Below are 24,349 nucleotides of genomic sequence, written 5' to 3' on the forward strand. Positions count from 1 at the left end.
TTGAGTATAACCAACACTCAACGTGATATTGAATCAATCCAAAGAGAATTCACCATGATTGTCGATTTAAACCTAATTCCAACTACGTTTGACATGCTACATGCGGGCCTGTTGGCTTCAAGCGTACTACTGCTTCTCATTGCTGTATCTCGCAAATCAAAAGAGATAGAAAAAATAGTTGAGAAACCAGTCGAAAAAATTATCGAAGTGGAAAAACCTGTTGAGAAAATTGTCGAGATTGAAAAAATCATCGAAGTTGAAAAAGTAGTAGAGAAAGTGATCGAAGTTGAATCAAAGCTGGCAACGGCTTCAACTGACTCAGCTTTGCAACTTCTGTCAATTATGCAGCAAGAAGCGCGTCTGATCGATTTCCTAAACGAAGACCTGACTTCATTTACAGATGAAGAAGTTGGCGCAGCGGCGCGCGTTATCCACTCCGGCGGTCAAAAAGTATTGAAAGAGTATGTTGAGCTATCTCATATTCGCACTGAAGATGAAGAGACTCGCATCACTGTCGCTGAAGGCTTTAACCCTCAAGAAGTTCGTTTAACAGGCAATGTTACAGGTAATGCGCCATTCAACGGTACTCTTGTGCATAAAGGCTGGAAAGCAGATGCAATTAACTTACCTAAACTATCAGCAAACTACGACGTTTCTATCATTGCTCCTGCGGAGGTTGAACTGTAATGGAACACTCTCAACCTGAGACTCAAGCTAAGTTTAGTGTTGGTATCGATTTAGGTACGACACACTGCGTACTGTCTTACCTTGACATCAACGATGAAGATGCTCGCGTTCAAGTGATGGAGATTCCACAACTGACCGCACCAGGCACCGTTGAAAATCGCAGCCAACTTGGTTCATTTTTGTATCAACCTCATGAGCATGAGATGGGCGAAGGTTCTCGTACCCTACCATGGACTCATGAACCGAAAGCATTAGTCGGTGCTATTGCGCGTAATCTTGGCAGCAAAACACCGATCCGTCTGGTTGCAAGTGCGAAATCTTGGTTATGCCATAGTGGTGTCAATCGCCGCGACAGCTTCCTACCACAAGGTAGCCCTGAAGAAGTCAGCAAAGTATCACCACTAAAAACAACAGAATTATATCTCGATCATCTTAAGCAAGCTTGGGATCACGCGAATCCAAATGCCCCGCTTTCTGAACAAGATGTAACGATTACAGTTCCAGCATCATTTGATCCAGCCGCTCGTGATTTAACGGCTGAAGCGGCTCGTAACGTAGGCTTTGAACATTTAACACTATTAGAAGAGCCTCAAGCTGCTCTTTATAGCTGGATCGACAACAGCAATGACACATGGCGCGATGAAGTCAATGTTGGTGACATCGTATTAGTCGTCGATGTCGGTGGTGGTACGACTGACCTTTCATTGGTTGCTGTGACAGAAGAAGATGGTAATTTAAACCTGAATCGAATCGCTGTAGGTGAGCACATCCTACTTGGCGGCGATAATATGGATTTAGCTCTCGCTTACCGCTTAAAAATGAAACTGGCTCAAGATGGCAAGCAGTTGCAACCTTGGCAAGTTCAAGCGATGACGCACGCATGCCGTGATGCAAAAGAAGCACTGTTAAATGACTCAGAACTTCAAGCGGTGCCGATTGTAGTCCCAAGCCGTGGCTCTAAATTATTAGGAGCAACACTGAAGACAGAACTGACACAAGAAGAAGTACAGCAAACGCTCGTCGATGGTTTCTTCCCACAAGTCGGTATTGCAGATCATCCAGTACAAAAAGCGCGCGGCGCACTGACTCAAATGGGTCTACCTTACGCTCAAGATGCAGGTATTACACGCCACATCGCTGCGTTCTTATCTAAGCAAGCGAATGCTCAAGGTTCAGGCTCTGCTCCTGCTCAAGAGTTCAACCCGTTTGCGAATATGCCAGGCATGCCGGAAGCAGAACCTGCAAGTGTCGATTTCATCAAGCCAACTGCTATGCTATTCAATGGCGGTGTTCTGAAATCAAAACTGCTAGCAACTCGCCTATCAGACACCATTAATGAATGGTTAATTGATGCAGATACAGAAATGGCTAAACAGCTTTCTGGTCTAGATCTGGATCTTGCCGTTGCAAGTGGTGCCTCTTACTATGGTTCTGTTCGCCGAGGCCAAGGTGTTCGTATCCGTGGTGGTATCGCGTCTAGTTACTATGTTGGTATTGAAAGCGCGATGCCTGCAATTCCGGGAATGGCACCACCAATGGAAGCACTTTGTGTTGCTCCATTTGGTATGGAAGAGGGCTCAAGCGTTCAAGTTCCTAGCCAGCAGTTCGGTCTCGTTATTGGCGAGCCTGTTCACTTCCAATTCTTCGGTTCAACGACTCGCCGTGAAGACGAAGCTGGCACTCATCTTGATTTCTGGCAGCCAGAAGAGCTGGAAGAGTTACCTGAAATTCAAGTGACGCTACCTGTATCTGAAGGGCGTAACATTGGCGAAGTGGTTCCTGTTACCTTAGCGTCTCGTGTAACCGAGCTAGGCACTTTGTACTTAGAAGCGATTGCAGCGGATAATGGCCAGAAATGGCACGTTGAATTTGATGTACGCGATGAAGCGTCAGGCGAAGCGCTTACGCAAAATAGCGATAGTCAAAGCCAAAGCGGATAACATCGACTATTCATAAAAATTCGGCATCCTTAAGGGTGCCGTTTTTCTAAGTAACTCATTTAATTCGTTCTCAAATTGATATACTTTACATTCATCCAAGTTTCATGAGCGTATAACTCGCTCATTATCAGAGAGGTACTTCATGGCATCTCCTCGTTTTCTTGTCGGAATCGATTTAGGCACAACCAACACCGTTGTCGCGTTTTGTGAAATCACCGACGATCTACAGCACTCCCCTGTTTCTCTTTTCGATATCGACCAACTTGTCGGCCCGGGAGAAGTCGTAAGAAAACCGTTATTACCTTCGTTTCGCTATCATCCCGCGCAAGGTCAAATTTCAGCATCGGACTTAACTCTACCTTGGGAACATAGTCCAGTTTCAGGTGATATCAGTAACGCTATTGTTGGCGAATGGGCACGAGAGCTAGGCGCAAAAGTCGAAGGCCGCCAAGTATCAAGTGCCAAGAGTTGGCTTTCTCATCAAGCAGTTGATCGTCGTTCTGAAATTTTACCCTGGGCAGGCGCGGCAGACGTCGATAAAGTCTCCCCTGTTATTGCGAGTGCCAGTTACCTTAACCACATTCGCCAAGCGTGGAACTATCGCAATCCAAGTAACAAACTTGAGGATCAAGACGTTGTCGTTACTGTTCCAGCTTCATTTGATGAAACCGCTCGTAAGTTAACGTTAGAAGCGGCAAACATCGCAGGTTTAAGCAAAATCGTGCTTCTTGAAGAGCCTCAAGCCGTCTGTTATGACTGGTATGCAAGGCACCAAACAAGTGCGACACAAGAGCTCGCTCAACTGCCATTGATTCTTGTCTGCGACGTAGGTGGCGGTACGACCGACTTGAGTTTAATCGAAGCCAAATTCTCAGACGATAAACTAGGGCTTGACCGAATTGGTGTTGGCGAACACTTAATGCTTGGTGGTGACAACCTTGATTTAGCCTTGGCTCACCTTGCTGAGCAGCGTTTCAATCAAAGCAAAAAACTCAATGCATCAAGCTTAACAAAACTGATTCAGCAGACACGTAAAGCCAAAGAAGGTTTGCTCTCTACAGGTGCACCTGACGAAGTTAAAATCACCATGCTCGGCAGTGGTTCGAAACTATTAGGTGGCACAAAAAGTGTCAGTTTAACGAAGCAGGAAGTGCACCAAATAGCGCTAGATGGATTCTTCCCTCTCACTGATTTTGACCAAGTACCGGATAAACGCCGCAGCGCCGTTGTAGAGTTCGGCCTGCCTTATGTGGCCGATCCTGCGATGAGTAAACATGTGGCTGAATTCTTAACTCAGCACCAGCAAGTCTCTCAAGCAGCACTAGCCTCACTCGATTCACACACGGATAATCAAGACAAGGCTGCGATACCAGTTGGCCTATTGCTTAACGGCGGCGTGTTCAACAGTGAACTGGTTACCTCTCGGATTACTCAGTTACTAGAAAATTGGCGAGGCGAACCCGTAACGGTTTTGGATAATCCACATCCAGACTGGTCTGTGGCACTAGGCGCGGTTGCGTTTGGTAAAGCTCGACGTGGTGCTCAACTTAAAATTGGTGGTGGCGCTGCGCGCTCTTACTTCCTGCATCTTCAAGAGAAAAACAAGATGGGCAATGCACTTTGCCTTCTTGCAAAAGGGACCGAAGAAGGACATGAAATTCGACTTTCAGGCCGTCGTTTCTCTCTGACTCTTGGAGAACCGGTTAAATTTAATTTGCTCACATCCACGCACGATGTTCTTTCAGCGGAGCAAGGTATAGTGAAAAATGGAGCAGTGGTTAAAGTCGACGCTGACCTGTTTACGCCGCTGCCACCTTATATCTCGACCCTTGAAGGCGATGCTGTCGATCTTCACGCCAACCAAAAAGATCGAGTGGAAGTGCAACTTGCGTGTCAACTCACCGAAGTCGGCACTTTGAAAATGGAATGCGTAAGCTGCGAAGATGAGAGCAAACGCTGGAACCTTGAATTTGAAGTTCGAAATAAACAGAGTGATGAACAGCAGAAACAAGATTTACACCCTCGCCTCCCAGAGTGCAAAGAGCTAATCTCACGTTTATACAGTGGCAACAAAAAAAGTGCCGATTCGAAAGAGATCAAAACGCTCGCTAAAGAGTTAGAAAAACGCTTAGGTAAACGTGAAGAGTGGGATTTTGTCACCTTACGTCAATTGTTCGATACTTTCTCGCAAGGTCGTAAGCGCCGTCGTCGTTCAGAGCAGCATGAAAAAAACTGGTTAAGACTCGCAGGTTACTCTCTGCGTCCGGGTTTTGGTGATCCAACCGATGCATGGCGTATTGAGCAAGTTTGGATGCTTTATCAGCAAAACATTCAATTTGAAAATCACCAAGGCTGGAGCGATTGGTGGGTATTTTGGCGTCGTATTGCGGGTGGATTAAACCAAGAGCAGCAAGAGACTATCCTTGCTGATATTGCAAAATATCTTCACCCCGGAGCAATGAAAAACCCAGCGTCTGCCAAAGTCGCACAAGACAAGGGCTACGAAGCAATGGTGCGTTTGGCTGCTTCGCTTGAGCACCTTGAAGTCGAAGATAAAGTGTTACTCTCGACCTGGTTCTTAAGTAAAGCGATCAATCAGCCACAATACCCTCAAGCGCATTGGTGGGCATTAGGTCGTCTTGCTTCTCGAACGCCACTGTACGGCAGCCAACACAATGTCATTCCACGCGAACAGGCTGAGCAATGGCTACCGAAATTGCTGGAACAAAAATGGAACAAAGAGCCGATGGTGGCTTTTGCAACGGTAATGATTTGTCGCAAAACAGGCGATCGCCTATTCGATATTTCGGACGATTATCGTGAGCAGGTATTAACCAAACTCAAATCCAGTAAAGTGCCTGATTCTTGGATTGAACTGGTTGATACCGTAAAAGAGTTATCGGAAAGTGAATCGAAACGCGTCTTTGGTGATGCGCTTCCAAGTGGGTTATCTTTGATTAAAGATTAAAGCTAAAACTTACTGTTCTTCAAAACAAAAAGCGCAAAGTAAATCACCACTTTGCGCTTTTTATTTATATCTAATTTGATTCAAGCGAAAATAAAGCCCCTGGCTGAAACCTCTATGTTCCGCAGAAGGTTCTGTAAACGCCGAAGCTACTTGGTGCGGGTTGAGCGTACTCTTCGCAATGAGGTTGGACAGTAAACGGATTTTCTAACACTTTAAGTAGCCGTTCAAAAGGTTGAAAATCATTGTGTTGTTCAGCCGCAAGAATCGCCTCTTCTACCTTATGGTTCCTTGGGATATAGATAGGGTTATGACGGTCCATCAACTCTGTTCTCTCGGCAGGTGAGATTGGATTTATATCGAGTCGCTGGTGCCATTTATTGTTCCAAGCAATCCATTCTTCAGTTTGCTTAATTAGTTTCTCGGTTTCGTTTTTCTCACCGTCTACCACTTGCGACAAAGAACGGAAAAACTGTGTAAAATCGACATCTTGCTCATTGAGTAAACTTAGTAACTCTTGAACAAGCTCAAGATCGCCCTCTTCTTGATCTTTCAACCCCAGTTTAGCGCGCATTCCCACCAGCCATAATTCCTGATAACAGGCCATATAGTGCTGCAATGCGTTAGTGGCGAGTTCGACCGACTCTTCTTCATCGTCAGAGATAAGTGGAAGCAGAGTTTCAGCGAGACGAGCAAGATTCCACTGCGCAATATGAGGTTGATTAGCGTAAGCATATCGACCTTGCGAATCTATAGAGCTAAATACCGTATTGGGGTCATAACTGTCCATAAATGCACACGGCCCATAATCAATGGTTTCGCCCGAAATTGTCGTATTATCGGTATTCATGACGCCATGAATAAAACCAACCAACTGCCATTTTGAAACAAGTTTTGCTTGTTGTTCACAGATGAGCGTGAGTAAAGTTAAATACGGGGAACCCGTCTTCTTTGCCTGTGGGTAGTGGCGTTCAATAACGTAATCGGCTAGCTGCTTAACTTTGTCTTGCTTTCCGTTAGCTGCAAAATATTGGAAAGTACCAACCCGGATATGACTTGATGCTGTACGAGTGACAATCGCCCCAATTGCGGCCTGATTTCGCCATATCTGTTCCCCTGTGATCACCGCAGCAAGAGCGCGTGTTGTCGGAATATTTAACGCATGCATAGCTTCAGACACAAGATACTCGCGTAATACAGGACCAAGAGCCGCTTTGCCATCACCAGAACGCGAGAATGGTGTTCGCCCTGAACCTTTTAACTGTATATCGCGTCTTTTACCTTCACGATCAATCACCTCACCAAGCAGCAAAGCACGGCCATCACCTAGTTGAGGGTTATAATGACCAAATTGGTGACCAGCATAGGCTTGAGCTAAAGGCGCAGCTCCTTCGAGTTTCTGATTGCCAGAAAATATAGTCGCTAATTGCTCATCAGTGGCCGATTGAACATCGATATTTAACGAATGAGCAAGCGCATAATTAAATTTAATCAGTGAAGGGGATGGCGCAAGTTCAGCATCTTGAGATTGATAAAAACCAGACAGCTCATTGAAGTAGCTATTATCAAAGTGGATCTGTACAGAAGAATCGGTATTTGAGTTACCCCCACTTGAGGCAAGATCTGTTTTATCCATTGGCATGGCAAGGTTCCTTTTGTCATTGATGCTGACACCTTACTGGTAGTAAGCCTGTAGAGCAACAGAGTTAGATGACTGGAGAATTAGATGGCTTATTTTTATCCTTTCTCATATTCCAAATATAAATAGGGGAAGATGAAGCGCACTCATCACACACAATATGTACTTCTTTTTCATCTCCTCCCCAAGCGGGGTATAGATACTCAATAGATAACTTTTTGTTTTCACAAAATGGGCAGGGTTTATGTTTCATTTCAAAATCATCCCGAAAATCTAATTTGTTTTAGACATACCAAGTAGGCAATCAACAACTCTAAATACTTTGGCTAATTCGTTACGAGCATTGAATAACATATCTGTAGCCGCGAGTGAAAATAATCCCTCCATCATCAGATAAAAACTGCTGACCACATCATCGACATACTCTTCTGACAAGTGAGAATATTTACTCTTTATAGCTATCGTAGTACTTTCACGTATGTAACTCGACATTCCATCAAATATTTGTTTTACCACATGATTCTCTGAAATTTCTAGGCACACAATCGACATGCGATACAAACGAATTAATTCATCCAAATTGGTGTAGATCAGATTTTTCACATCTGGTATTGGATCATTAGAGGTAATAATCGTGGCGAAATTCAACCGAAGGTGCACTTCAAACTCACGAACAATTCCAATAAAGATCTCTTCTTTACTCGAAAAGTAATGGTAAATAGCACCTTTTGATAACTCAGTAGACGCCATAATTTCTTTCATAGTGGTTTTGTGATAACCATTACTTATGAACATTTCCATTGAACAATCAAGAATTTGAGCACGTCGTTCTTGCTCCGACTTATGTTTAGTACCCTGCTTAGCTCTAATTATTCCACTCATCTTTACCAAAACTCAAAATAAACCGCATGGTCGGTATTTTATTTATTATCTGACTCAATGTAAAGAATTTAGTAACGTCAACTTTGCTGATCTAGGCGATCCTCAACTGAAAGATGCCCGCGCAGTAAACCTCAAAACCTTATAAAATCACAACCCATTGGAAGGAGAAATGATCAACCATGTAGTCAAAAGTCATAAAGACAGCATCCTAAACAATCTTGTGGTTGGTACTCCAAAAAGGACAAGCATAAGGATGCATGTCCAATTTGGGTTTGATTCAAGTTCTTAAATTCAATCAGGTTGCATTAAACGTTGTTGAACCAAATTAAACGCTTTTCCCATCAATACAATGAAAATAGCGCCGGTCAGTACGGGGGTAATAAGAAATGACCACCCCTGCCCAGACAACATAATCAACATTGGATTTGCTCCTGCTGGTGGGTGAGTTGTCTTTGTTAACAGCATGACTGATACCCCAATTCCTGTCGCGATCGCAAGAGTCATAGGTGTTACGCCTACAAATTGAGTGAAAACCACACCAATCAAAGCCGTAATTAGATGACCGAATATAACGTTCTTTGGTTGTGCCAAAGGGCTACTAGGCAAGCCAAATACAAGAACCGTTGTTGCACCAAATGGAGCCATAACCAGTGCAAGCTCTGTCATTGATGCTTCTATATGAGTAAGCAACCCAATAGCCAACGCCGCTCCCACACCAGCAATACATGAAATCCAATAATTGTTCATTTTAACCTCTCAAAAAAGTAGACCGCTCTGTCTCCATTTTAATATAGACAAGTCAGTCTACTTTTGTCAAACTCATATCATCATCCATTTGTCCTAATCGAGAAGTCTATGAGTAAAAAGCGTGAGCAACTCGTCACTACAGCATTGGATCTTTTTTATTATCAAGGTGTTCACGAAATCGGAATCAATGAAATTCTGAAAGTGTCTGGCGTTGCTAAAAGAACGATGTACAGCCATTTTGAAAGTAAGGACGCACTTATCGTCGCTACTCTCCAAAAGCGGCACACTAATTTCATGTCATGGTTGAAAGATGTATTAAAAGATGCACGGTCAGATCAACAAGTGATCAACCTGCTTTTTGATGGTTTAGAGTCTTGGTTTACCAATAAATCCGAAGTATTAGGCAAGTTTAGAGGGTGTTTTTTCATCAACACCGCGGCAGAATTCAGTGCAATTCAGAGTGATATTGTGAAGTACTGTTCATTTCACAAAACAGAAGTGAGAGCACTGATTGAACAGAAACTGACTTGCAATTCATCGACTCTTCTTGATGCTATTTGCATTATGAAGGAGGGCGCAATTACAACCGTCCATATGACGGGGGAAGGCTCTGACGTGTGTGAAAAAAGTAAGCGGATACTGACGTCTTTAATCGAGCCTAAACCATAAGATTATTGTTCTAACATTTTTTGAATTAACTCCGCCAATCGCTTTATTGCTCTCTCTTGAATTAGCGAACATTCAAACGAAGAGTTAAGGCGGAAGCAGTGATCGAATTCATTATTCAGAGAGAACATTCTACCCGGAGCAATACTGATATTCTCCTTGGATGCTTGCTGATATAAGACGGTCGCATCCACATGATCTGGAAGCTCAATCCACAAGAAGTAACCACCTTCCGAATAATTAATATTCACACTCGCTGGCATCTCTGCGCACAGCATCTGCCAGACAGCAAATTTACGCTGTTCAAGTTTTCTTCGTAATTGGCGCAAATGATTTTCATAGTTACGAGCGGAAAGGTACTTTTCAAGTGCTAATTGAATAGGTGCACTAGCAGATAAAGTACTCATCATCTGAAGCTTTTGAATTGGTAACGCCATTTTTCCAGCGGCTACCCAACCAATACGAAACCCAGCGACAAGCGTTTTAGAAAAAGATGAACAGTGCATCGTCATTCCATTTTGATCAAACGCTTTTGCAGGTAAGGGCTTTTGACTACCGTAATAGAGTTCGCTATACACATCATCTTCAATCAAGTAGACGTTATACTCCGCTAGCAAAGCCATTAAACGGGCCTTTTTATCATTTGATAATGTACAACCCAGCGGGTTCTGCTGATTAGTCATCAACCAACATGCCTTAACCGTATGTGATTTAAGTACATCTTCTAATGAGTCAAGATCGATTCCATCTGTTGGATGCGTTCTGATCGACAATGCTCTTAAGTTAAGCCTTTGCAGTGATTGAAGTGCACCATAGAACGTTGGAGATTCCACCACAACCCAGTCCCCAGCTTGTGTCACCGCTTGTAAACTTAAGTTCAACGCTTCCAACGCGCCCGCCGTGATTACAATTTCATCAGGGTGTACATTCATGCCTTCTGCGGCATACCGTTTTGCGATAATTTGGCGTAACCCTTTGTTGCCTGGTGGCAGATTATCTAACGCACTGGACGTAGGCATATGACTCACCGCACTGGTGAGCGATTTATTAACTTGGTTTCGCGGATACAAACTCGGATCGGGGTAAACCGAGCCAAAATCGACGGTATAAGGGGTTCGATTCGCTTTTAAAACATCAAACACAAAATCATTAATATCTATTTCTTCCGCTTTAGACACCGTCGCATTGGAACGTTTGGATATTGGATTCGAATTCTGAATTTTCGGCGCAACAAAGTAACCAGATCGAGCATGAGAGACAATCCAGCCTTGGCTTTCTAAAACCTGATAAGCATGTAGCACTGTCATTAGGCTCATGCCTGTCGTTTCAGTCTGTTTACGTAATGAAGGTAACTTATCCCCCACTCGCCAAATGTTACTTTTTATTTGTTCTCGGATCTGATCAACCAACGTTTCATATTTGGCCACTGAAATACACCTCACCATTCGTTTTGCATCTCACTGAACTTTAATCTGTTATACCTAAAAGTGCAATTTCTGTATCTATTATAGTTTCCTTCTCATTCTTATAATCATCGCACTTTCCAAGCCAAACTGAACAACCTAAGAGGAATACTTTATGAACGATCTCAACACAGTAGCACTACGAGCTCTTCAATTAATGGATCTTACTACCCTCAATGACGACGACACTGCCGACACTATTATCGAGCTATGTAAGAACGCAGAAACAACCGTCGGCAATACAGCAGCAGTTTGTATTTACCCACGCTTTATCCCTATCGCTAAAAAGCAACTGCGCCTTCAAGGCACCCCTGACATTCGAGTAGTCACTGTGACCAACTTCCCACACGGCAATGACGATATTGAAATTGCCGTCGCTGAAACCAAAGCGGCTCTGATGTATGGCGCAGATGAAGTTGATGTCACATTCCCGTACCGTGCCTTAATGGGGGGAGATGAAAGCGTTGGGTTTGAGATGGTCAAAAAATGCAAGGCAGCCTGTGGTGACATTCCACTTAAAGTCATCATAGAATCCGGAGAGCTAAAAACCGAAGCACTAATAAAGAAAGCATCTGAAATATCGATTAAGGCTGGCGCCGATATAATCAAAACATCAACGGGGAAAGTTCCTGTTAACGCAACCCCTGAAGCCGCAAACGCAATGTTATCCGTTATAAAAGAGATGGGTGTAGAAGACTCGGTTGGCTTTAAAGCATCAGGTGGCGTTCAAACTGCCGAAGATGCAAAAATATACTTAGACATGGTTGATAATCTTTTTGGCCAAGGCTGGGCTGACAATAGCATGCACTATCGTTTTGGAGCATCGAGTCTACTTAATAATTTACTCCATAACTTAGGTGAAGCGAAAACGATGGAAAAAGCTAGTTACTAATTCCAATAACGATGTCCTCTGAATGGAAGTGGTTTCAACGGGTTGATGATGAGACCACTTCCCCATTCCCCCAGAAATAGAAGGTTCACCTATGTCAGATTTTGAGATAAAGCACAAACAAGCGTCCAAATTATCAGAGCACACAGCCTACAAAATCACCCAGATCTTAAAATTTCTTCTGAACATTTTTTATGGGAAGAAATACGCAAAGCGAGCCGTAATATTAGAAACCATTGCGGCAGTTCCCGGTATGGTTGCAGGCATGTTTAACCACCTAAAAGCACTTCGAAGAATGAAAGATGATGAAGGTTGGATCAGAGAATTATTGGATGAAGCAGAAAATGAACGCATGCACCTGATGATCTTTCTAGATATTGCCAAACCAAGTTGGGTTGAACGAACATTAGTATTAATTGGACAAGGTGCTTTTATTTTTGTGTATGGTTTAATCTATCTCTTATCTTCAAAAATTGCACATCGGGTAGTGGGATACTTTGAAGAAGAAGCATGTAAAAGCTACACCGAATATCTTAACAAGATTGATGATGGTGAAGTTGATAATGTCGCAGCGCCTCAAATTGCCATTGAATATTACCAACTGCCGCCGGATGCAAAACTTCGCGATGTCATCTTAAAAATCAGAAATGATGAAGCGAACCATAGAGATCGAAACCACTCGTTTGCCGATGCTTATGAAACGAGTAATTTACCGCAGCACTTATACTAAGCATTACATTCAAACGGTATGAATTCCATTGAAACTGCCTGAGCAATACTTAAGTCAGCATTCACACTCGATTTGCCAACGTATTATTCAGACCTGTGAAAACCGAGATACGGCACACATCGCTATTCGGTTCACACGTTTCAGCTAAGGTTTCAACCAACGTAAAGCGTTAACAGATCTAACCAATAATCCAGTTTGCCGTCGATATCTCTATCGACGCAAACTGGGGATGGGCTTACGAAAAGTGCAATGCAAACGGGCTAAATCATACAGCTCATTCAAACCAGCCCATTTAATGATGCTAGTCTAGCGCAGTCGAGCTAACACGACATTCTGATCTAAATTTTCTTGGTAATCAGTGTAATCAAAACCTTTATCAAATATGTATTCGGTGATTAAGGTTCTTGCTGTATCCACCAGCGTTTTACCGCTCCAAGGTTTTTCAAAATATTGATTGATACCTGCCGAATTAATGGCAGTTATGGTGTCTGAATGCGTCGCCTGTCCGGTGAGCAGTATCTTCTTCGTCTCTTTGAAACGACTATCTTGTGAAATTTCGCTCAGTAATTCGACGCCCGTTTGCCCCGGCATAACATGATCTGAAATGATCAATGCGATAAACTCACCAGATGCATCGAGATCATCCATCAACTCAAGTACTTCTGCTGCCGATTCACAATCTTCAATATTTATCCAATTTGAAAGGGAATCTAAATCTTGCAGAACTGCACTCAGGACTTCACGCTGGTCGTCCACACAAATTAGGTTAAGCTTCTCCATAATCGCCCTCAATTGGTAATTTAATTCTAAAAATTGTTCGGCTCGAATCGCTTTTTACTGCAATTGTGCCACCGTATCCGCTGACTATTCGTTTAACAATCGATAGCCCTAACCCCAAACCAAATGACAAGCCACCCTTTTTAGTAGTGAAATTTGGTTGGAAAATTTTTCTACGTGTAACTTCATCGATTTCAGGACCATTGTTTGAAATCGTGATTAATATTTTTTGATTACTCACCCGCGTTTGTATATCAATTTCAGGCTCATCAGTATGGTTCATTGCATCACAGGCGTTCTTCATTAAGTTTGCCCAGACTTGAACTAACTCCGTCGATGAACCTTTAAAACGAGGTAAAGCCGCTGGGCTCATTCTTACTGAGACACGCCGTAGGTCACTTTGTAGCAATGACACCGCTTTGTTGATGCTATCGTTCACATCAAACAGCTCTTCGGTTTGCACATCGGCACGGCCAAGTTGCTTCACCGATTTAACGATTCCAACGGTATGACGCGTAGCTAACCGCATATCATGCAAATCTCGTCCAATTTGCCAATATTTAACCGCCTGCTCAGGGTTAGTTAACCAATGTGACGACAACACATCTTCTGGCACTGCGCGAGCGAGATCTTTTGCGAGGCTTTTGCTCAAACCATATTGTTGCTCAAAGTGTTTGCCTCGTTTTCTTACATCGGACGAAGCACTATTTTGTCCATGCACCAATCCATAATCAAAAAAGCCACTCGCCTCTGGGTGAACCTCTTCGAGTAACTGGATCACCACATCTTCCAGCCTTTCTGATTTACTGCTCACCACACCAATCGCATTATTCAGTTCATGAGCGATACCTGCGGCTAACTGACCTAATGTGGTCATTTGCTCCGCAGTATTTAGCTTCTGCAGTGCCTTCTCTTTTTCTACCGCTTCTTGTGTCGCTCTGCGCTGTCGCCGAGAAAGTTCGTCCACAATAACAGGAGCAAACTGAGCACTAAGCGATCCAAAAGTCTCAGGCTCAACTTCTTCGGTATCTCTGTCTATCCAAGCCAATTCCACATCGGTTTTGGCTCGGACTGTGGATGAAGCCACCCAACTACCAGAAAAGAAACTATGTACACCAATAAATGCTTTCTCTGTGGCCGTAAAAATATGGGTTTGTTTGTTGGAACCTTCTTCTTGGAAAAAACCTTCTAACTCACCTTTGCAAACATAATAGAGGCGCTCGTTATGCCCATCTTGATGGATGATAACGTCTCCACTATTGACGATAAGTCGACGCTCAGAATTACAAAAATAGGCATCGATTAACCGATCTAATTTAATTTCGTACATAACCTATCTCAACTACTTGGTCAGACACTCTTAGGCATAAGCCCACTTTGGCATAAACGCGCTTTGGTATAAACGCACTTAGACGTAAGGAGATACATTAACCAATATGACCAACAGCATGGAGGATCCAAACCATAATGAAGCTTAGTAGAACCCCTGTTACACCAAGAATTACACCTATTTTTGCCATGTGATTGCTTTGTACATGACCCGTAGCATGTGCCAACGCATTCGGTGGCGTACTAATTGGCAATGACATTCCAAGTGAAGCAGCAAAGGTCACAACAAGAATCAATGTAATCTCACCACCAAGTGGCGTTAAAGAGGCCATAGAAGATCCTAAAGCAGCCATTATCGGCATCAATAAGTTGGCCGTTGCGGTGTGCGACATGAAATTCGCCATCGCTAAGCAGAGGAATGCCGCACCAAATAGCACAACATAAGGTGAGTATTCATCGAAAGGTATGCTATTCACAATCAACCTCGCGAGCCCTGTTTGATCTAATGCTAAACCAAGAGCAATACCACCAGAAACGAGCCACAACACATCCCAAGATATCTTCTTCAGATCTTCTTTATTGATAATGCCAGTAAGCGAGAATATCGCGACGGGGATAAGCGCTACGGTGTAAGAGTTCATTCCGTGAGCCGAGCCCATTAACCAGAGAATGATGGTGGTCGCGAAAGTGATATAAACCAAAATTGCTTTCGGTGTTTTAAGGAACTTGCCCTTAATGTTTAGTTCAATGCTTTGTTGCTCTGCTTTAAACAAGTGGCAAATCAGAAACCATGCAAGAGTCATCATAATCACCACGAATGGAACCCCAAACACCATCCACTCTCCGAACGTGATTAGGTTATCGCCGACTAGATATTTCAGGGCAATCGCATTTGGAGGCGTTCCGATCGGCGTTCCGATACCACCAATATTAGCAGCAACAGGAATACAGAGAGCAAACGCAATTCTTCCTGGATCTTTTGGCCCGAACAGCGCGATGACTGGTGTTAAAATTGAGAGCATCATTGCCGTCGTAGCAGTATTCGACATAAACATTGAGAAAATGCCTGTGATCAGCATCAATCCAAGCATAACAAATTTAGGGTCGTGGCCAAACGGGCGCAATAGTACTCTTGCTAAATTCACATCTAAACGGTATTTGGTTGCCGCCATCGCCAAGAAGAAACCACCTAAGAAAAGCATGATGATGGGGCTGGCAAAGGTTGCCATTATTTCGTTGTACTTTAGCAATTCACCGAAATGGGGTTGCCCTTCTTCTAATCTGAAAAAGAAAATGCCTTTGTTCGATAGCATCAAAAGCTCAAGCACAATAATCACCACCGACGTGGCGTAAATAGGGATTGGTTCGAATACCCAACATAAAGCCGCAAGCAAAAATATTGCAATGACTCGTTGCTGTATGATCGTCATTCCCTCAAAAGGGAATGCGGAAAGCGGTAACACTAGAATAATAAAAGGAATTAAAAGTGGGATTATATACTTGGTGTATTGGCGCATAATACGGCTGCTCTTCCTGAGATTAATAGATTTAGATGCCAAGCTCGCTCACAATTATGGGAGGCTCATGACATCCAATATCTCTATTATGTTGCAGTCCATATGAAAGATGTTTAGCGTGAGATCAAATAATATAAGTTTCGGTAACATTATTTATTCAGTATGTGACGTTGCAACTCGTCGATGTTCTCAGTAAAAACAGCAAGTTACACAAAAGCAACTCACGGGAAACATATTGGCAACCTATGATAATTCTATTTGCAGTCAAACGAGAAAATCTTCAACTTTGATCGCAGTTTTGATCACTCTTGTCTTTGACATTGAAATTTAAGAAAACCTCACGACCGCCGACGATCTCTTGGTTAGAGTATCGCCAATGATACTGCTTAATCAGACGCTCGGTCAGTTGTAAGCCAAGCCCAAACCCTAAAGCTTGTTCGCTGTTCCCTTCTCCATCATTGATATTGCGGATCAGAAACTCCCCGCCAGTTTGTACAATCTCTACTTTTCCATCATTAGTATGTTGAAAAGCATTTCTGATGAGGTTAGTTAATACAATTCGGCATAGCGTTTCCGGCAGTAATATTCGCTGTTGATCCACCTGAATCGACAACTCCACCCGCTTTCCAACAATAAGATACTGAAGATCTTCGAACAGCTGGGAAATCAACTCCCCAAGCTCTATTTGAGTGGCAGGCAGCGTACTATTATCTTGTCGATTCAACCACAGCAATGTCTCCGTAAGATCTGTCATCGTAAGGCTGGCGCGTTGAATCCGTTCTAATGCCTGTTGTTGTCTCTCAGGCGATGCATTTTTCTCGACTAGCTTGGCTAAAAGCTCCGAATTGGTTCTAACAACCGAAATGGGTGTTCTTAACTCATGGCTTGCATGTCCTAAGAACGCTTGCTCTCGATCTAAAGATTGTTGAACTGAACTTAAACTCGATTTCACGATGTCCGCTAGATCGTTAAGTTCACTGTAATGAAAATCAGGAGCAGGCAGCTTTACCTTATTTTCATCCAGCGATTTAGCCCAATCTTTCAAGGCGACAACAGGCTTGGCTACTTTTCTTAATATGATAAAAAAGACTAATGAAAACAAGCCAATACCTGAGGCGGCGTAAACAAAAATTCGAATCAAATGTGGCGGGCCATTCACTTCAAATTTTTCGGCGTCAGATTCATCAAATGACTTGGACAAATAACGAATTTCACCACTCGTATTCCTCACTTTCATCACAAAATGGCCTGTTTTGGGAGGGGACAATACACCTTCAAACTCGATGTAGTCATTGAGTTCCGCGAACTGAATTTTATCCAACTCGAAGTTTGCACTCACAGGTTCTGGTACATCCTCCCACTCACTGGCAATATTCAGTGTCAAATATTGTACTGGGTGTCCAGGTTCGACCCCTGGCATTTCTGCAGCATCGATCATATCTATCTTCAATGCGTTATCCATTCCTTCAATAAAGTATTTACCCGTTAACGCTGAAAATGAAAGAATGGTGACCGTTCCCATAATAAGAATAGATACAAGAAAGTAGAGACGCAAACTGGGCTTAATTTTCACGACTATTCATTCCTTAGCGCAAAGCCTTGCCCAGTAATAGTATGGACAAGTTTTACCATATCAGGTTGATCTATTTGTTTTCGAAGATTAAAAATATGTACTTTTAAACTATTACTATCAGGCTGATTATCTCCCCAAACAGACTGCATCAGTTTTTCTCTAGAAACCACTTGAGGACTCTCACGAATGAGTACCTCCAATATATTGACCGCCGTTGGTGATAACTTAAGAGGCTGTTTACACCTATAAGCTTTCTTCTGCTGAACATCTAGCTCCAAATCTGCCACTGACAAGCGGGCAACTTGCCCACTACGTCGCTTCGCAAGGACTTGAATTCGTACAATCAACTCCTCCATTGCGAATGGCTTGATCAGATAATCATCTGCCCCTTTGGAAAAACCTGTCAATTTATCATCGAGGGTGTCTCTGGCTGTGAGCATTAATACCGGAGTATCTATCCCCTGTTCTCGCATCTTCTCACACACTTCCAGACCATTCATTTTCGGTAGATTCAAATCCAATACAATTGCATCGTACAAATTCCGCTCAATCAAATGTAAACCCGCAACACCATTGGCAACATGGTCACACTGAATACCTTCAAGCTCAAAGTACTCAATCACTGCGGCCGCCAGATCAATATCGTCCTCTACCAAAAGTAAATTTAACATTAAATTGATATTTCCTTCATATTCGTTAAACGACGTTTCAAGTTACTGACGAATGTCTTGGTCTCACTATGAATCAGCAGTAATGCTGGCGTCAGAATGAGGGTAATCAAGGTTGCAAATAATATCCCATAACCTAACGCAGCAGCAGCCGGAATCAAAAATTGCGCTTGCATTGATGTCTCAGTCAGTAGCGGTGCTAGCCCAGCAAAAGTAGTGACAGAAGTCAGCAAAACCGCTCTGAATCGATTGGTACACGCTTCCATAATAGCATCATGCACTGACTTGCTTTTTTCTTCCATTAACTCGTTGAATCTCGAAACCAAAAGTAAGCTATCATTCACAACTACGCCACTTAGAGCCAAAATACCATTGAGAGATAAGATGCTAACAGTAAGATCATTTCCCCAGTGGCCTAAGATTGCACCAACAATACCAAATGGGATCGCCATCATGATAAGTAGTGGTTGGACATAAGATTTCAGAGGAATCGCCAGTAGAGCATAAATCGCAATTAGCGCCACAACGAACATACTTGCCATTGAACCCATTGCTTCTTCTTGCTCTTCTGCTTCACCAGCAAAGTTTACTGATAAATCTGAGTACTGAGTCAGCAAGGTAGGGATAAGATTCGCATCGAGCTGGGCAACAAGTTCGTTCGATGCAATTTTATCTTTATCTAATACCGCACTTAAATAGACCGCGCGTTGATTATCAATTCGTGTGATTTCAGATTGCTGATACTCCGAAAACACGGTGACGACATTACTCAAAGGAACAACGGTTCCATCGTCCGTTCTCACGCTCGCTTGCATGATATCAGCCATGGTTTGGCGCTGATCTTCAGGGTAGCGAACTCGCACTTTTACTTCATCTTTATCACGTTGAAAACGTTGGACAATATCTCCACCAAAGGACTGTAGGATCTGTTGTGATATTGCTGCCGTATCAAAACCTAATGCGCGACCTTGTTCGGTAAGTTCAAAACGGTACTGAGGGTCACCCGCACTTAAGTTGTCATCGATACCACTCACACCGTCAATCTGCTCTAGCGCTTGCTTGATTTGATTACCTGCAGCATAGACCGTTTCATTGTTCCATGATTTTAATTCGACTTTAAAGTTATCGACCATTTCCATACTTGAAAGCACTTTTAACTTCTTCACACCCTCAAGTTGACCCGCGACTCGTTTCCACTCTTCACCAAATTCCGTTGAGCTGTACACGCTCTCTTTATCGAGTTCAACGCGTACACTGCCTTCAGAATCACTATCTGCGATGAGTTGTAAACTGGTCAGTTCTGATTCTTGATCGCTCGCTTGGTATTTTTCACGTAATATTAGATCCGTTTGATTTGCGGCTTGCTCTAATAGAAGTAAGTTCTTTTGTGTTTGTCCAAAACTCACATCATTTTGCATGACTAATTCAGCTTGTACCGTGTCGCCAGGGATATCAGGGAAGAATGCGACTCGTACGCTGCCCGTCATCGGCATGCCAGCAACCAAAATGAGCAAAGAGATAAATAACATGATCACTGCATAGCGAAACCTCAACGCTGTATCAATCACTCGTGTATAGACATGACGAGTTACCCATTGAAGCCCAGCATCTGCACCATGTTGAATTCTGATCCAGAGCCCTTTTGTCTCTTTTCGGTGTGTATTAATGTGCGCTAAGTGAGATGGCAAAATCAATTTCGATTCAACCATGGAGAGTAACAAGCAGATAGTGACTACCGTACCAAACTGAGCATAGATTTGCCCTAAATCACCTTCAACATTCGCCAATGCAAGGAATGCGACTACCGTTGTCAATACACCAAAAATGGTGGGGATCGCCACTTTTTTTGCGCCTCTAATAGTGCTCTCAATGCTATCTCCACTCTCTTTTCTTGTTGAATAAATGCTTTCTCCCACAACAACTGCATCATCCACCACAATCCCTAATGCCATGATAAAACCGAAGGTCGTCATCTCATTGATGGTAAGCCCAACAAAAGTCTCTCCCATGAAGTAAAGTGTGCCAAAGAATACAAACGGCAAGCCAGCCGCGACCCAAAATGCCACTCTTACATTCAAAAATAGAGCTAAAAGAATGAATACTAACGCAATCCCTGTTAGAGCATTTTTAACCAGCAAATCCAAACGGTCTTCGATCATGGTACTTTTGTCATACCACGTTTCTAGCTCAACATTGGAAGGCAGAATATTTCGACCCTCCCAATCGGATACCACTTCTTTCGCTTGTTTTACAATTTGAGTGACATCTGAGAACTCGTCCATCACTATCTCAATTGCCATGCCATTTTTCTGGTTATAGCGAGAAAGTTTCAACGTATCATCCTCAAAGGAATCCGTTATTGTTGCGATATCACCAAGCGAAATCTGTGTCCCATCGACATTGGTTATCAACGGGATCTGACTAAACTGCTGTTGCTGATAAGCCTGTTCCGATGCTTTCAAACGAACTACTTTGTCACCATTACGCAAGCTTGTAGTGATAGCAGTAGATGACTCCGCATTGACGGCATTGGATACGTCAGTCAAGGTTAAACCATACGCTTGAAGCTTGGTCTCATCGACTTCGATGGAAATCATAGGCTCAGATTTCGCTTTGATCTCTAAATCACGAATTGATGACTTTCCTAATAGATCAGATTTTAAGCGTTCTGCAAGAGTTTGAAGAGTGGTACGGTCAGCATCACCGAACAGCTGAATCCACAGTACATGATCTTGCATACGCGCTTTATCAATGACTGGGTTTTCAGCTTGCGATGGAAAGTTATTGATCGCGTCAACTTTGGTTTTGATATCACTCAGCAAAGTGTCAAGTTGATAACTGCTGTTCTTCTCGATGGAAACAGTACTGCCATTAGCGTTGGAAGTAGAAGTGATGCGCTTAATACCTGGAACCGTTTCTAACGCTTCTTCAATTTTTACTGCAATTCCCTCTTCCGCCTGCTCTGCATCACCGCTGTCATAGCTAACTGAAACCGTGACAACATTTGGTTCCATGCTCGGAAAGGCTTCTTTTCGAAGGCTATTGAGGGACATTAATCCCATAACAATCACGGCGACTAACAATAAATTTGCTGCAACAGAATTACGTGCAAACCATGCGATAACCCCAGTTTGATTCGTTTCGCGATGCATCATTAACCCTCCACTTTTGTCGCGACTCTCATGCCGACTTGATAGCTACTTAATGGACGAGTGACTACTTTGAAGACACTCTCTGAATGTGTACTTTCGCTTTCTAATGGGTCTACTGTTAAACCAGAAGCGTTGATGTACACCAATCCTGATTTTTCAAACTGCTTATTCGCAGGGATTTTCACCAATAGACCATTATCATTCACCAACCACAATTCGCCTTGCTGAGAAACCGCCGATGCAGGAAGTTGCCAAACATTATCGATACTCTTTCCGCTGATGGTTGCCTTCACAAATGTTCCCGGATACAGATCGCTCGTTTGCTCTAGCGGTTTATCTACGATCACCACAAGAGAACGTTGACGAGTTGATTGCGACAAATGCTGCTGAATTCGTCCAACATAACCTTGCCATGTTTCATCGCCATCGGAGTTCGTTAGCGTGACAAGCCAATCACCATGGTGTTGGTTTAATTGCTCATTCCCCATGTTTGGTAGCGCATTCCACTGACTTTCAGAAAGTGGAATTTCGATCTCGACTTCACTAATGCTGTACAACGTCGCGATTTCACCACCCGTCTGTAAGTAGCTACCAGGGTGAAGATTACGAGAAACAACTAAGGCATCAAAAGGCGCTTTGATATGGGTATTCTCTAGGTCTTTTTGAGCCTTTATCAACTCAAGTTTCGCGTTATCCAATGCGGCTTGTACTTGTGCCATTTGTGGCTCTCGGAGTACAAGCGGGGAGTCAGGCTCTCCAGACAAGCCTGAACGCTTCCATTCAGATTTAGCTTGCTCACCTTGTCTTTGCTCTTCTAAATAATTTAACTGCGCTTGAGCGACATTCGCTTTCGCCAGTGTCATCGCTTGCTGGTATTGGGTTGGATCAACACTCGCAAGCAACTCCCCTTTCTTAACCACTTGGCCAGATTCAAAACGGCTTGAAATGGCGTCAATTCGGCCATTAACTTCGCCTGTGAACGTCAATTCAAAGCGAGGTTTCGCTTCTCCATAACCCACAACTTCTGTTTGGTAAGTTTGAGCTTTAGGTTCGATAACGGAAACAAGAGGTAAAGAGTTGACTGATAGTGTGTCGAGATCTAAATGGGCATTACTCATTTCACCAACTTGTAATGAAGCACTTGGTTTCGATTCATTCGCTAACTGCTGATCGATTTTTTCACCGTTATAGGCGATAGCCCCAAAGATACTCACGCCTGAGACTAAGGTAATCGCTATTGTGACGGGATTGAATTTCATGCTTGTACTCCTAAACCTAGTGCTAGTCCTAAATCGATACGATTGATCAGGCGGTTGTAAATAATCTGCGAAAGTTGCGCTTCGAGGTCGTATGTTGTCTGCTGAACAGTGAGTAGATCGAAAATATTGACTAACCCTTGGCGATATTTCTCTTCATAGCTAACAAAACTTCGTTTCGCACTGTCTAGTGCTTGATCTATATACTGCTGCTGAAGCTCTAATGCGTGTTCTTGTCCTAGCCCGTTTTCCACTTCGTTTACTGCATTCAATAATGTTTCTTGATACATCCAGTAACTTTTCGCGGTGGTTAATTCAGCTATTTCTGTCTGCGCTTTTAATTTTCCACCTTGGAATATTGGAGCAGAAAGCTGACCTAGAACACTCCAAAGCGGACTCGTTAATAGTGATTCACTTGGCGACTCGGCAATATCCGTTAAACTCGCAGAAAGACTAATCGAGGGTAATAACGCTTTGTATGCCGCGCTGGTTCGTAAAGTTTCAGCTTCAATACTCAAAAATGAGCTTTGTAAATCTGGACGGCGAGCCAAGTCTTGTTTCGGCATGGATGCTAAAGGCAATAGAACATCCGGAAACTCGTGGTCGATATCCCACTTTGACTGTTCTGAATCTGTAGAAACTTGACCTAACAGTAGAGACAGATTGCGCTCACTTTTTGCGAGTTGTTCTTTATAATCAGCCAATGTCGCATTCGTTGACGCGCTGCTTGTTTTGGCATTATCGAGTTCTTCCAAGCTCCCTAGCCCTGTTCTATATCGCTCAAGAATTAGGTTTTGGTTATTTTCTAATACTTTCAATCGTTTAACTTCGATATCTACCAGCTGCTGCTTCAATGTAATATCGAGATAAGAACGCATGATATTGGCTGCGAGTAAATCACGCGCAGCTTGTAGATTCGCTTGGGCAACACCAACATCTTTCAATGCTGCATCGCTGCTATCTGCAATTTTCTGCCATAAATCAAGTTCCCAGCTAACGGTAAGATCCGTGGTATAGGTTTCGCTTTGGTCTTCTTCTTTTTTGCCACTGAAGCTAGCATTCACGCTTGGAATTCTATCCGCCCCCGTTACGTCGTTTTGTGCATACGCTATTTTCAACGCTATTTCAGTTTGCTGCAGGCTAGGACTGTTTTTTAGCGCTTCATCAACCAACAAAGTGAGTTTTGGAACACTGACCAAATCCGTCAGGAAAGCCGCATCACTTGCCTGATGTTGAACAGTATTCCAATTTGTTGTTTGCTCCATCCTAGAGGTTGCCATCGCATTAAAATCTTGATCGCTGGTCGTGCTGCAACCAATAATGCTGGTCACCATTAACGCTATCATGCTTAGCCGGAGCGGCTGTTTTGAGGTCATTTTTCTTATCTCCAGATTTGATGGGGATAAGATTACCAATTGGGGGGTTAAGGGAGGGTTAACGCTTAAAAATGAATCCAAAAAAACCGAACC

General features: G+C 43.2%; 18 protein-coding genes. 6 read left to right on the forward strand and 12 right to left on the reverse strand.

Translation table 11 applies throughout. The features are described 5' to 3' along the window. Positions 1-54: 54 nt before the first annotated feature. From OCV39_RS08305 to OCV39_RS08315, 3 genes are all read left to right on the forward strand, one after another. Positions 55-687 (forward strand): DUF2760 domain-containing protein, encoded by a 633-nt coding sequence (locus OCV39_RS08305; RefSeq protein ID WP_261888263.1) that lies wholly within the window; start codon positions 55-57, stop codon positions 685-687. Beyond that, positions 687-2,627, forward strand: coding sequence for an Hsp70 family protein (locus OCV39_RS08310; RefSeq protein ID WP_261888264.1), 1,941 nt, complete (start codon positions 687-689; stop codon positions 2,625-2,627). Before OCV39_RS08305 ends, OCV39_RS08310 begins: the two co-directional genes overlap by 1 nt. 142 nt (positions 2,628-2,769) lie before the next feature. Next, positions 2,770-5,595 (forward strand): Hsp70 family protein, encoded by a 2,826-nt coding sequence (locus OCV39_RS08315; protein ID WP_261888265.1) that lies wholly within the window; start codon positions 2,770-2,772, stop codon positions 5,593-5,595. 112 nt (positions 5,596-5,707) lie between these two features. On the opposite strand, the gene OCV39_RS08320 is transcribed toward OCV39_RS08315, so the two are convergent. From OCV39_RS08320 to OCV39_RS08330, 3 genes are all read right to left on the reverse strand, one after another. Then, on the reverse strand, positions 5,708-7,234 hold the full coding sequence (locus OCV39_RS08320) for a protein adenylyltransferase SelO (RefSeq protein ID WP_261888266.1): 1,527 nt from the start codon (positions 7,232-7,234) through the stop codon (positions 5,708-5,710). A gap of 270 nt (positions 7,235-7,504) precedes the next feature. After that, positions 7,505-8,113 carry a TetR/AcrR family transcriptional regulator gene (locus tag OCV39_RS08325; protein WP_261888267.1) on the reverse strand — a complete coding sequence of 203 codons (609 nt, stop codon included), beginning with the start codon at positions 8,111-8,113 and terminating at the stop codon, positions 7,505-7,507. Between the two features lie 291 nt (positions 8,114-8,404). Next, positions 8,405-8,860, reverse strand: coding sequence for an HPP family protein (locus OCV39_RS08330; RefSeq protein ID WP_261888268.1), 456 nt, complete (start codon positions 8,858-8,860; stop codon positions 8,405-8,407). A gap of 108 nt (positions 8,861-8,968) precedes the next feature. Between OCV39_RS08330 and OCV39_RS08335 the strand changes: the two genes are divergently transcribed. Further along, positions 8,969-9,529 carry a TetR/AcrR family transcriptional regulator gene (locus tag OCV39_RS08335; protein WP_261888269.1) on the forward strand — a complete coding sequence of 187 codons (561 nt, stop codon included), beginning with the start codon at positions 8,969-8,971 and terminating at the stop codon, positions 9,527-9,529. Between the two features lie 2 nt (positions 9,530-9,531). Here OCV39_RS08335 and OCV39_RS08340 read toward each other — a convergent pair whose 3' ends face one another. Then, positions 9,532-10,953: an aminotransferase-like domain-containing protein gene (locus OCV39_RS08340; protein WP_261888270.1), complete on the reverse strand. Its 1,422-nt coding sequence runs from the start codon at positions 10,951-10,953 to the stop codon at positions 9,532-9,534. Positions 10,954-11,104: 151 nt separating this feature from the next. Here OCV39_RS08340 and deoC point away from each other — a divergent pair, with 151 nt between their 5' ends. Beyond that, positions 11,105-11,881: a deoxyribose-phosphate aldolase gene (gene deoC, locus OCV39_RS08345; protein ID WP_261888271.1), complete on the forward strand. Its 777-nt coding sequence runs from the start codon at positions 11,105-11,107 to the stop codon at positions 11,879-11,881. A 91-nt stretch (positions 11,882-11,972) separates the two neighbouring features. After that, positions 11,973-12,608: an alternative oxidase gene (locus OCV39_RS08350; RefSeq protein WP_261888272.1), complete on the forward strand. Its 636-nt coding sequence runs from the start codon at positions 11,973-11,975 to the stop codon at positions 12,606-12,608. 306 nt (positions 12,609-12,914) lie between these two features. Here the strand turns inward: OCV39_RS08350 and OCV39_RS08355 are convergent, their stop codons facing one another. From OCV39_RS08355 to OCV39_RS08390, 8 genes are all read right to left on the reverse strand, one after another. Beyond that, a complete protein-coding gene (locus tag OCV39_RS08355; protein ID WP_113797234.1) occupies positions 12,915-13,388 on the reverse strand; it encodes a response regulator in 474 nt (157 codons plus the stop codon). Next, entirely contained in the window at positions 13,375-14,715 is a 1,341-nt protein-coding gene (locus OCV39_RS08360) for a sensor histidine kinase (RefSeq protein WP_261888273.1), read from the reverse strand. Before OCV39_RS08360 ends, OCV39_RS08355 begins: the two co-directional genes overlap by 14 nt. A 97-nt stretch (positions 14,716-14,812) precedes the next feature. Then, complete coding sequence (locus OCV39_RS08365) at positions 14,813-16,231, reverse strand: SLC13 family permease (RefSeq protein WP_017054266.1); 1,419 nt, start codon at positions 16,229-16,231, stop codon at positions 14,813-14,815. Between the two features lie 280 nt (positions 16,232-16,511). Next, positions 16,512-17,804: a sensor histidine kinase gene (locus OCV39_RS08370; protein ID WP_261888274.1), complete on the reverse strand. Its 1,293-nt coding sequence runs from the start codon at positions 17,802-17,804 to the stop codon at positions 16,512-16,514. 2 nt (positions 17,805-17,806) lie between these two features. Next, positions 17,807-18,475: a response regulator transcription factor gene (locus OCV39_RS08375; RefSeq protein WP_261888275.1), complete on the reverse strand. Its 669-nt coding sequence runs from the start codon at positions 18,473-18,475 to the stop codon at positions 17,807-17,809. After that, a complete protein-coding gene (locus tag OCV39_RS08380) occupies positions 18,475-21,627 on the reverse strand; it encodes an efflux RND transporter permease subunit (protein ID WP_261888276.1) in 3,153 nt (1,050 codons plus the stop codon). Before OCV39_RS08380 ends, OCV39_RS08375 begins: the two co-directional genes overlap by 1 nt. Continuing rightward, positions 21,627-22,883 carry an efflux RND transporter periplasmic adaptor subunit gene (locus OCV39_RS08385; RefSeq protein ID WP_261888277.1) on the reverse strand — a complete coding sequence of 419 codons (1,257 nt, stop codon included), beginning with the start codon at positions 22,881-22,883 and terminating at the stop codon, positions 21,627-21,629. The genes OCV39_RS08380 and OCV39_RS08385 overlap by 1 nt, the downstream gene beginning before the upstream one ends. Continuing rightward, positions 22,880-24,256, reverse strand: coding sequence for a TolC family protein (locus OCV39_RS08390; RefSeq protein ID WP_261888278.1), 1,377 nt, complete (start codon positions 24,254-24,256; stop codon positions 22,880-22,882). Before OCV39_RS08390 ends, OCV39_RS08385 begins: the two co-directional genes overlap by 4 nt. Between the last annotated feature and the right edge of the window lie 93 nt (positions 24,257-24,349).

The sequence above is a fragment of the Vibrio cortegadensis genome (assembly GCF_024347395.1).
Lineage (GTDB): Bacteria > Pseudomonadota > Gammaproteobacteria > Enterobacterales > Vibrionaceae > Vibrio > Vibrio cortegadensis.

What these genes read in the sequence shown, in the direction of transcription:
- OCV39_RS08380 (WP_261888276.1), bottom strand. Translation starts at nt 21,627, where the DNA reads ATGATGCATCGCGAAACGAATCAAACTGGGGTTATCGCATGGTTTGCA.
- OCV39_RS08330 (WP_261888268.1), bottom strand. Translation starts at nt 8,860, where the DNA reads ATGAACAATTATTGGATTTCATGTATTGCTGGTGTGGGAGCGGCGTTG.
- OCV39_RS08305 (WP_261888263.1), top strand. Translation starts at nt 55, where the DNA reads ATGATTGTCGATTTAAACCTAATTCCAACTACGTTTGACATGCTACAT.
- OCV39_RS08385 (WP_261888277.1), bottom strand. Translation starts at nt 22,883, where the DNA reads ATGAAATTCAATCCCGTCACAATAGCGATTACCTTAGTCTCAGGCGTG.
- deoC (WP_261888271.1), top strand. Translation starts at nt 11,105, where the DNA reads ATGAACGATCTCAACACAGTAGCACTACGAGCTCTTCAATTAATGGAT.
- OCV39_RS08310 (WP_261888264.1), top strand. Translation starts at nt 687, where the DNA reads ATGGAACACTCTCAACCTGAGACTCAAGCTAAGTTTAGTGTTGGTATC.
- OCV39_RS08375 (WP_261888275.1), bottom strand. Translation starts at nt 18,475, where the DNA reads ATGTTAAATTTACTTTTGGTAGAGGACGATATTGATCTGGCGGCCGCA.
- OCV39_RS08390 (WP_261888278.1), bottom strand. Translation starts at nt 24,256, where the DNA reads ATGACCTCAAAACAGCCGCTCCGGCTAAGCATGATAGCGTTAATGGTG.
- OCV39_RS08320 (WP_261888266.1), bottom strand. Translation starts at nt 7,234, where the DNA reads ATGCCAATGGATAAAACAGATCTTGCCTCAAGTGGGGGTAACTCAAAT.
- OCV39_RS08325 (WP_261888267.1), bottom strand. Translation starts at nt 8,113, where the DNA reads ATGAGTGGAATAATTAGAGCTAAGCAGGGTACTAAACATAAGTCGGAG.
- OCV39_RS08355 (WP_113797234.1), bottom strand. Translation starts at nt 13,388, where the DNA reads ATGGAGAAGCTTAACCTAATTTGTGTGGACGACCAGCGTGAAGTCCTG.
- OCV39_RS08350 (WP_261888272.1), top strand. Translation starts at nt 11,973, where the DNA reads ATGTCAGATTTTGAGATAAAGCACAAACAAGCGTCCAAATTATCAGAG.
- OCV39_RS08315 (WP_261888265.1), top strand. Translation starts at nt 2,770, where the DNA reads ATGGCATCTCCTCGTTTTCTTGTCGGAATCGATTTAGGCACAACCAAC.
- OCV39_RS08335 (WP_261888269.1), top strand. Translation starts at nt 8,969, where the DNA reads ATGAGTAAAAAGCGTGAGCAACTCGTCACTACAGCATTGGATCTTTTT.
- OCV39_RS08365 (WP_017054266.1), bottom strand. Translation starts at nt 16,231, where the DNA reads ATGCGCCAATACACCAAGTATATAATCCCACTTTTAATTCCTTTTATT.
- OCV39_RS08360 (WP_261888273.1), bottom strand. Translation starts at nt 14,715, where the DNA reads ATGTACGAAATTAAATTAGATCGGTTAATCGATGCCTATTTTTGTAAT.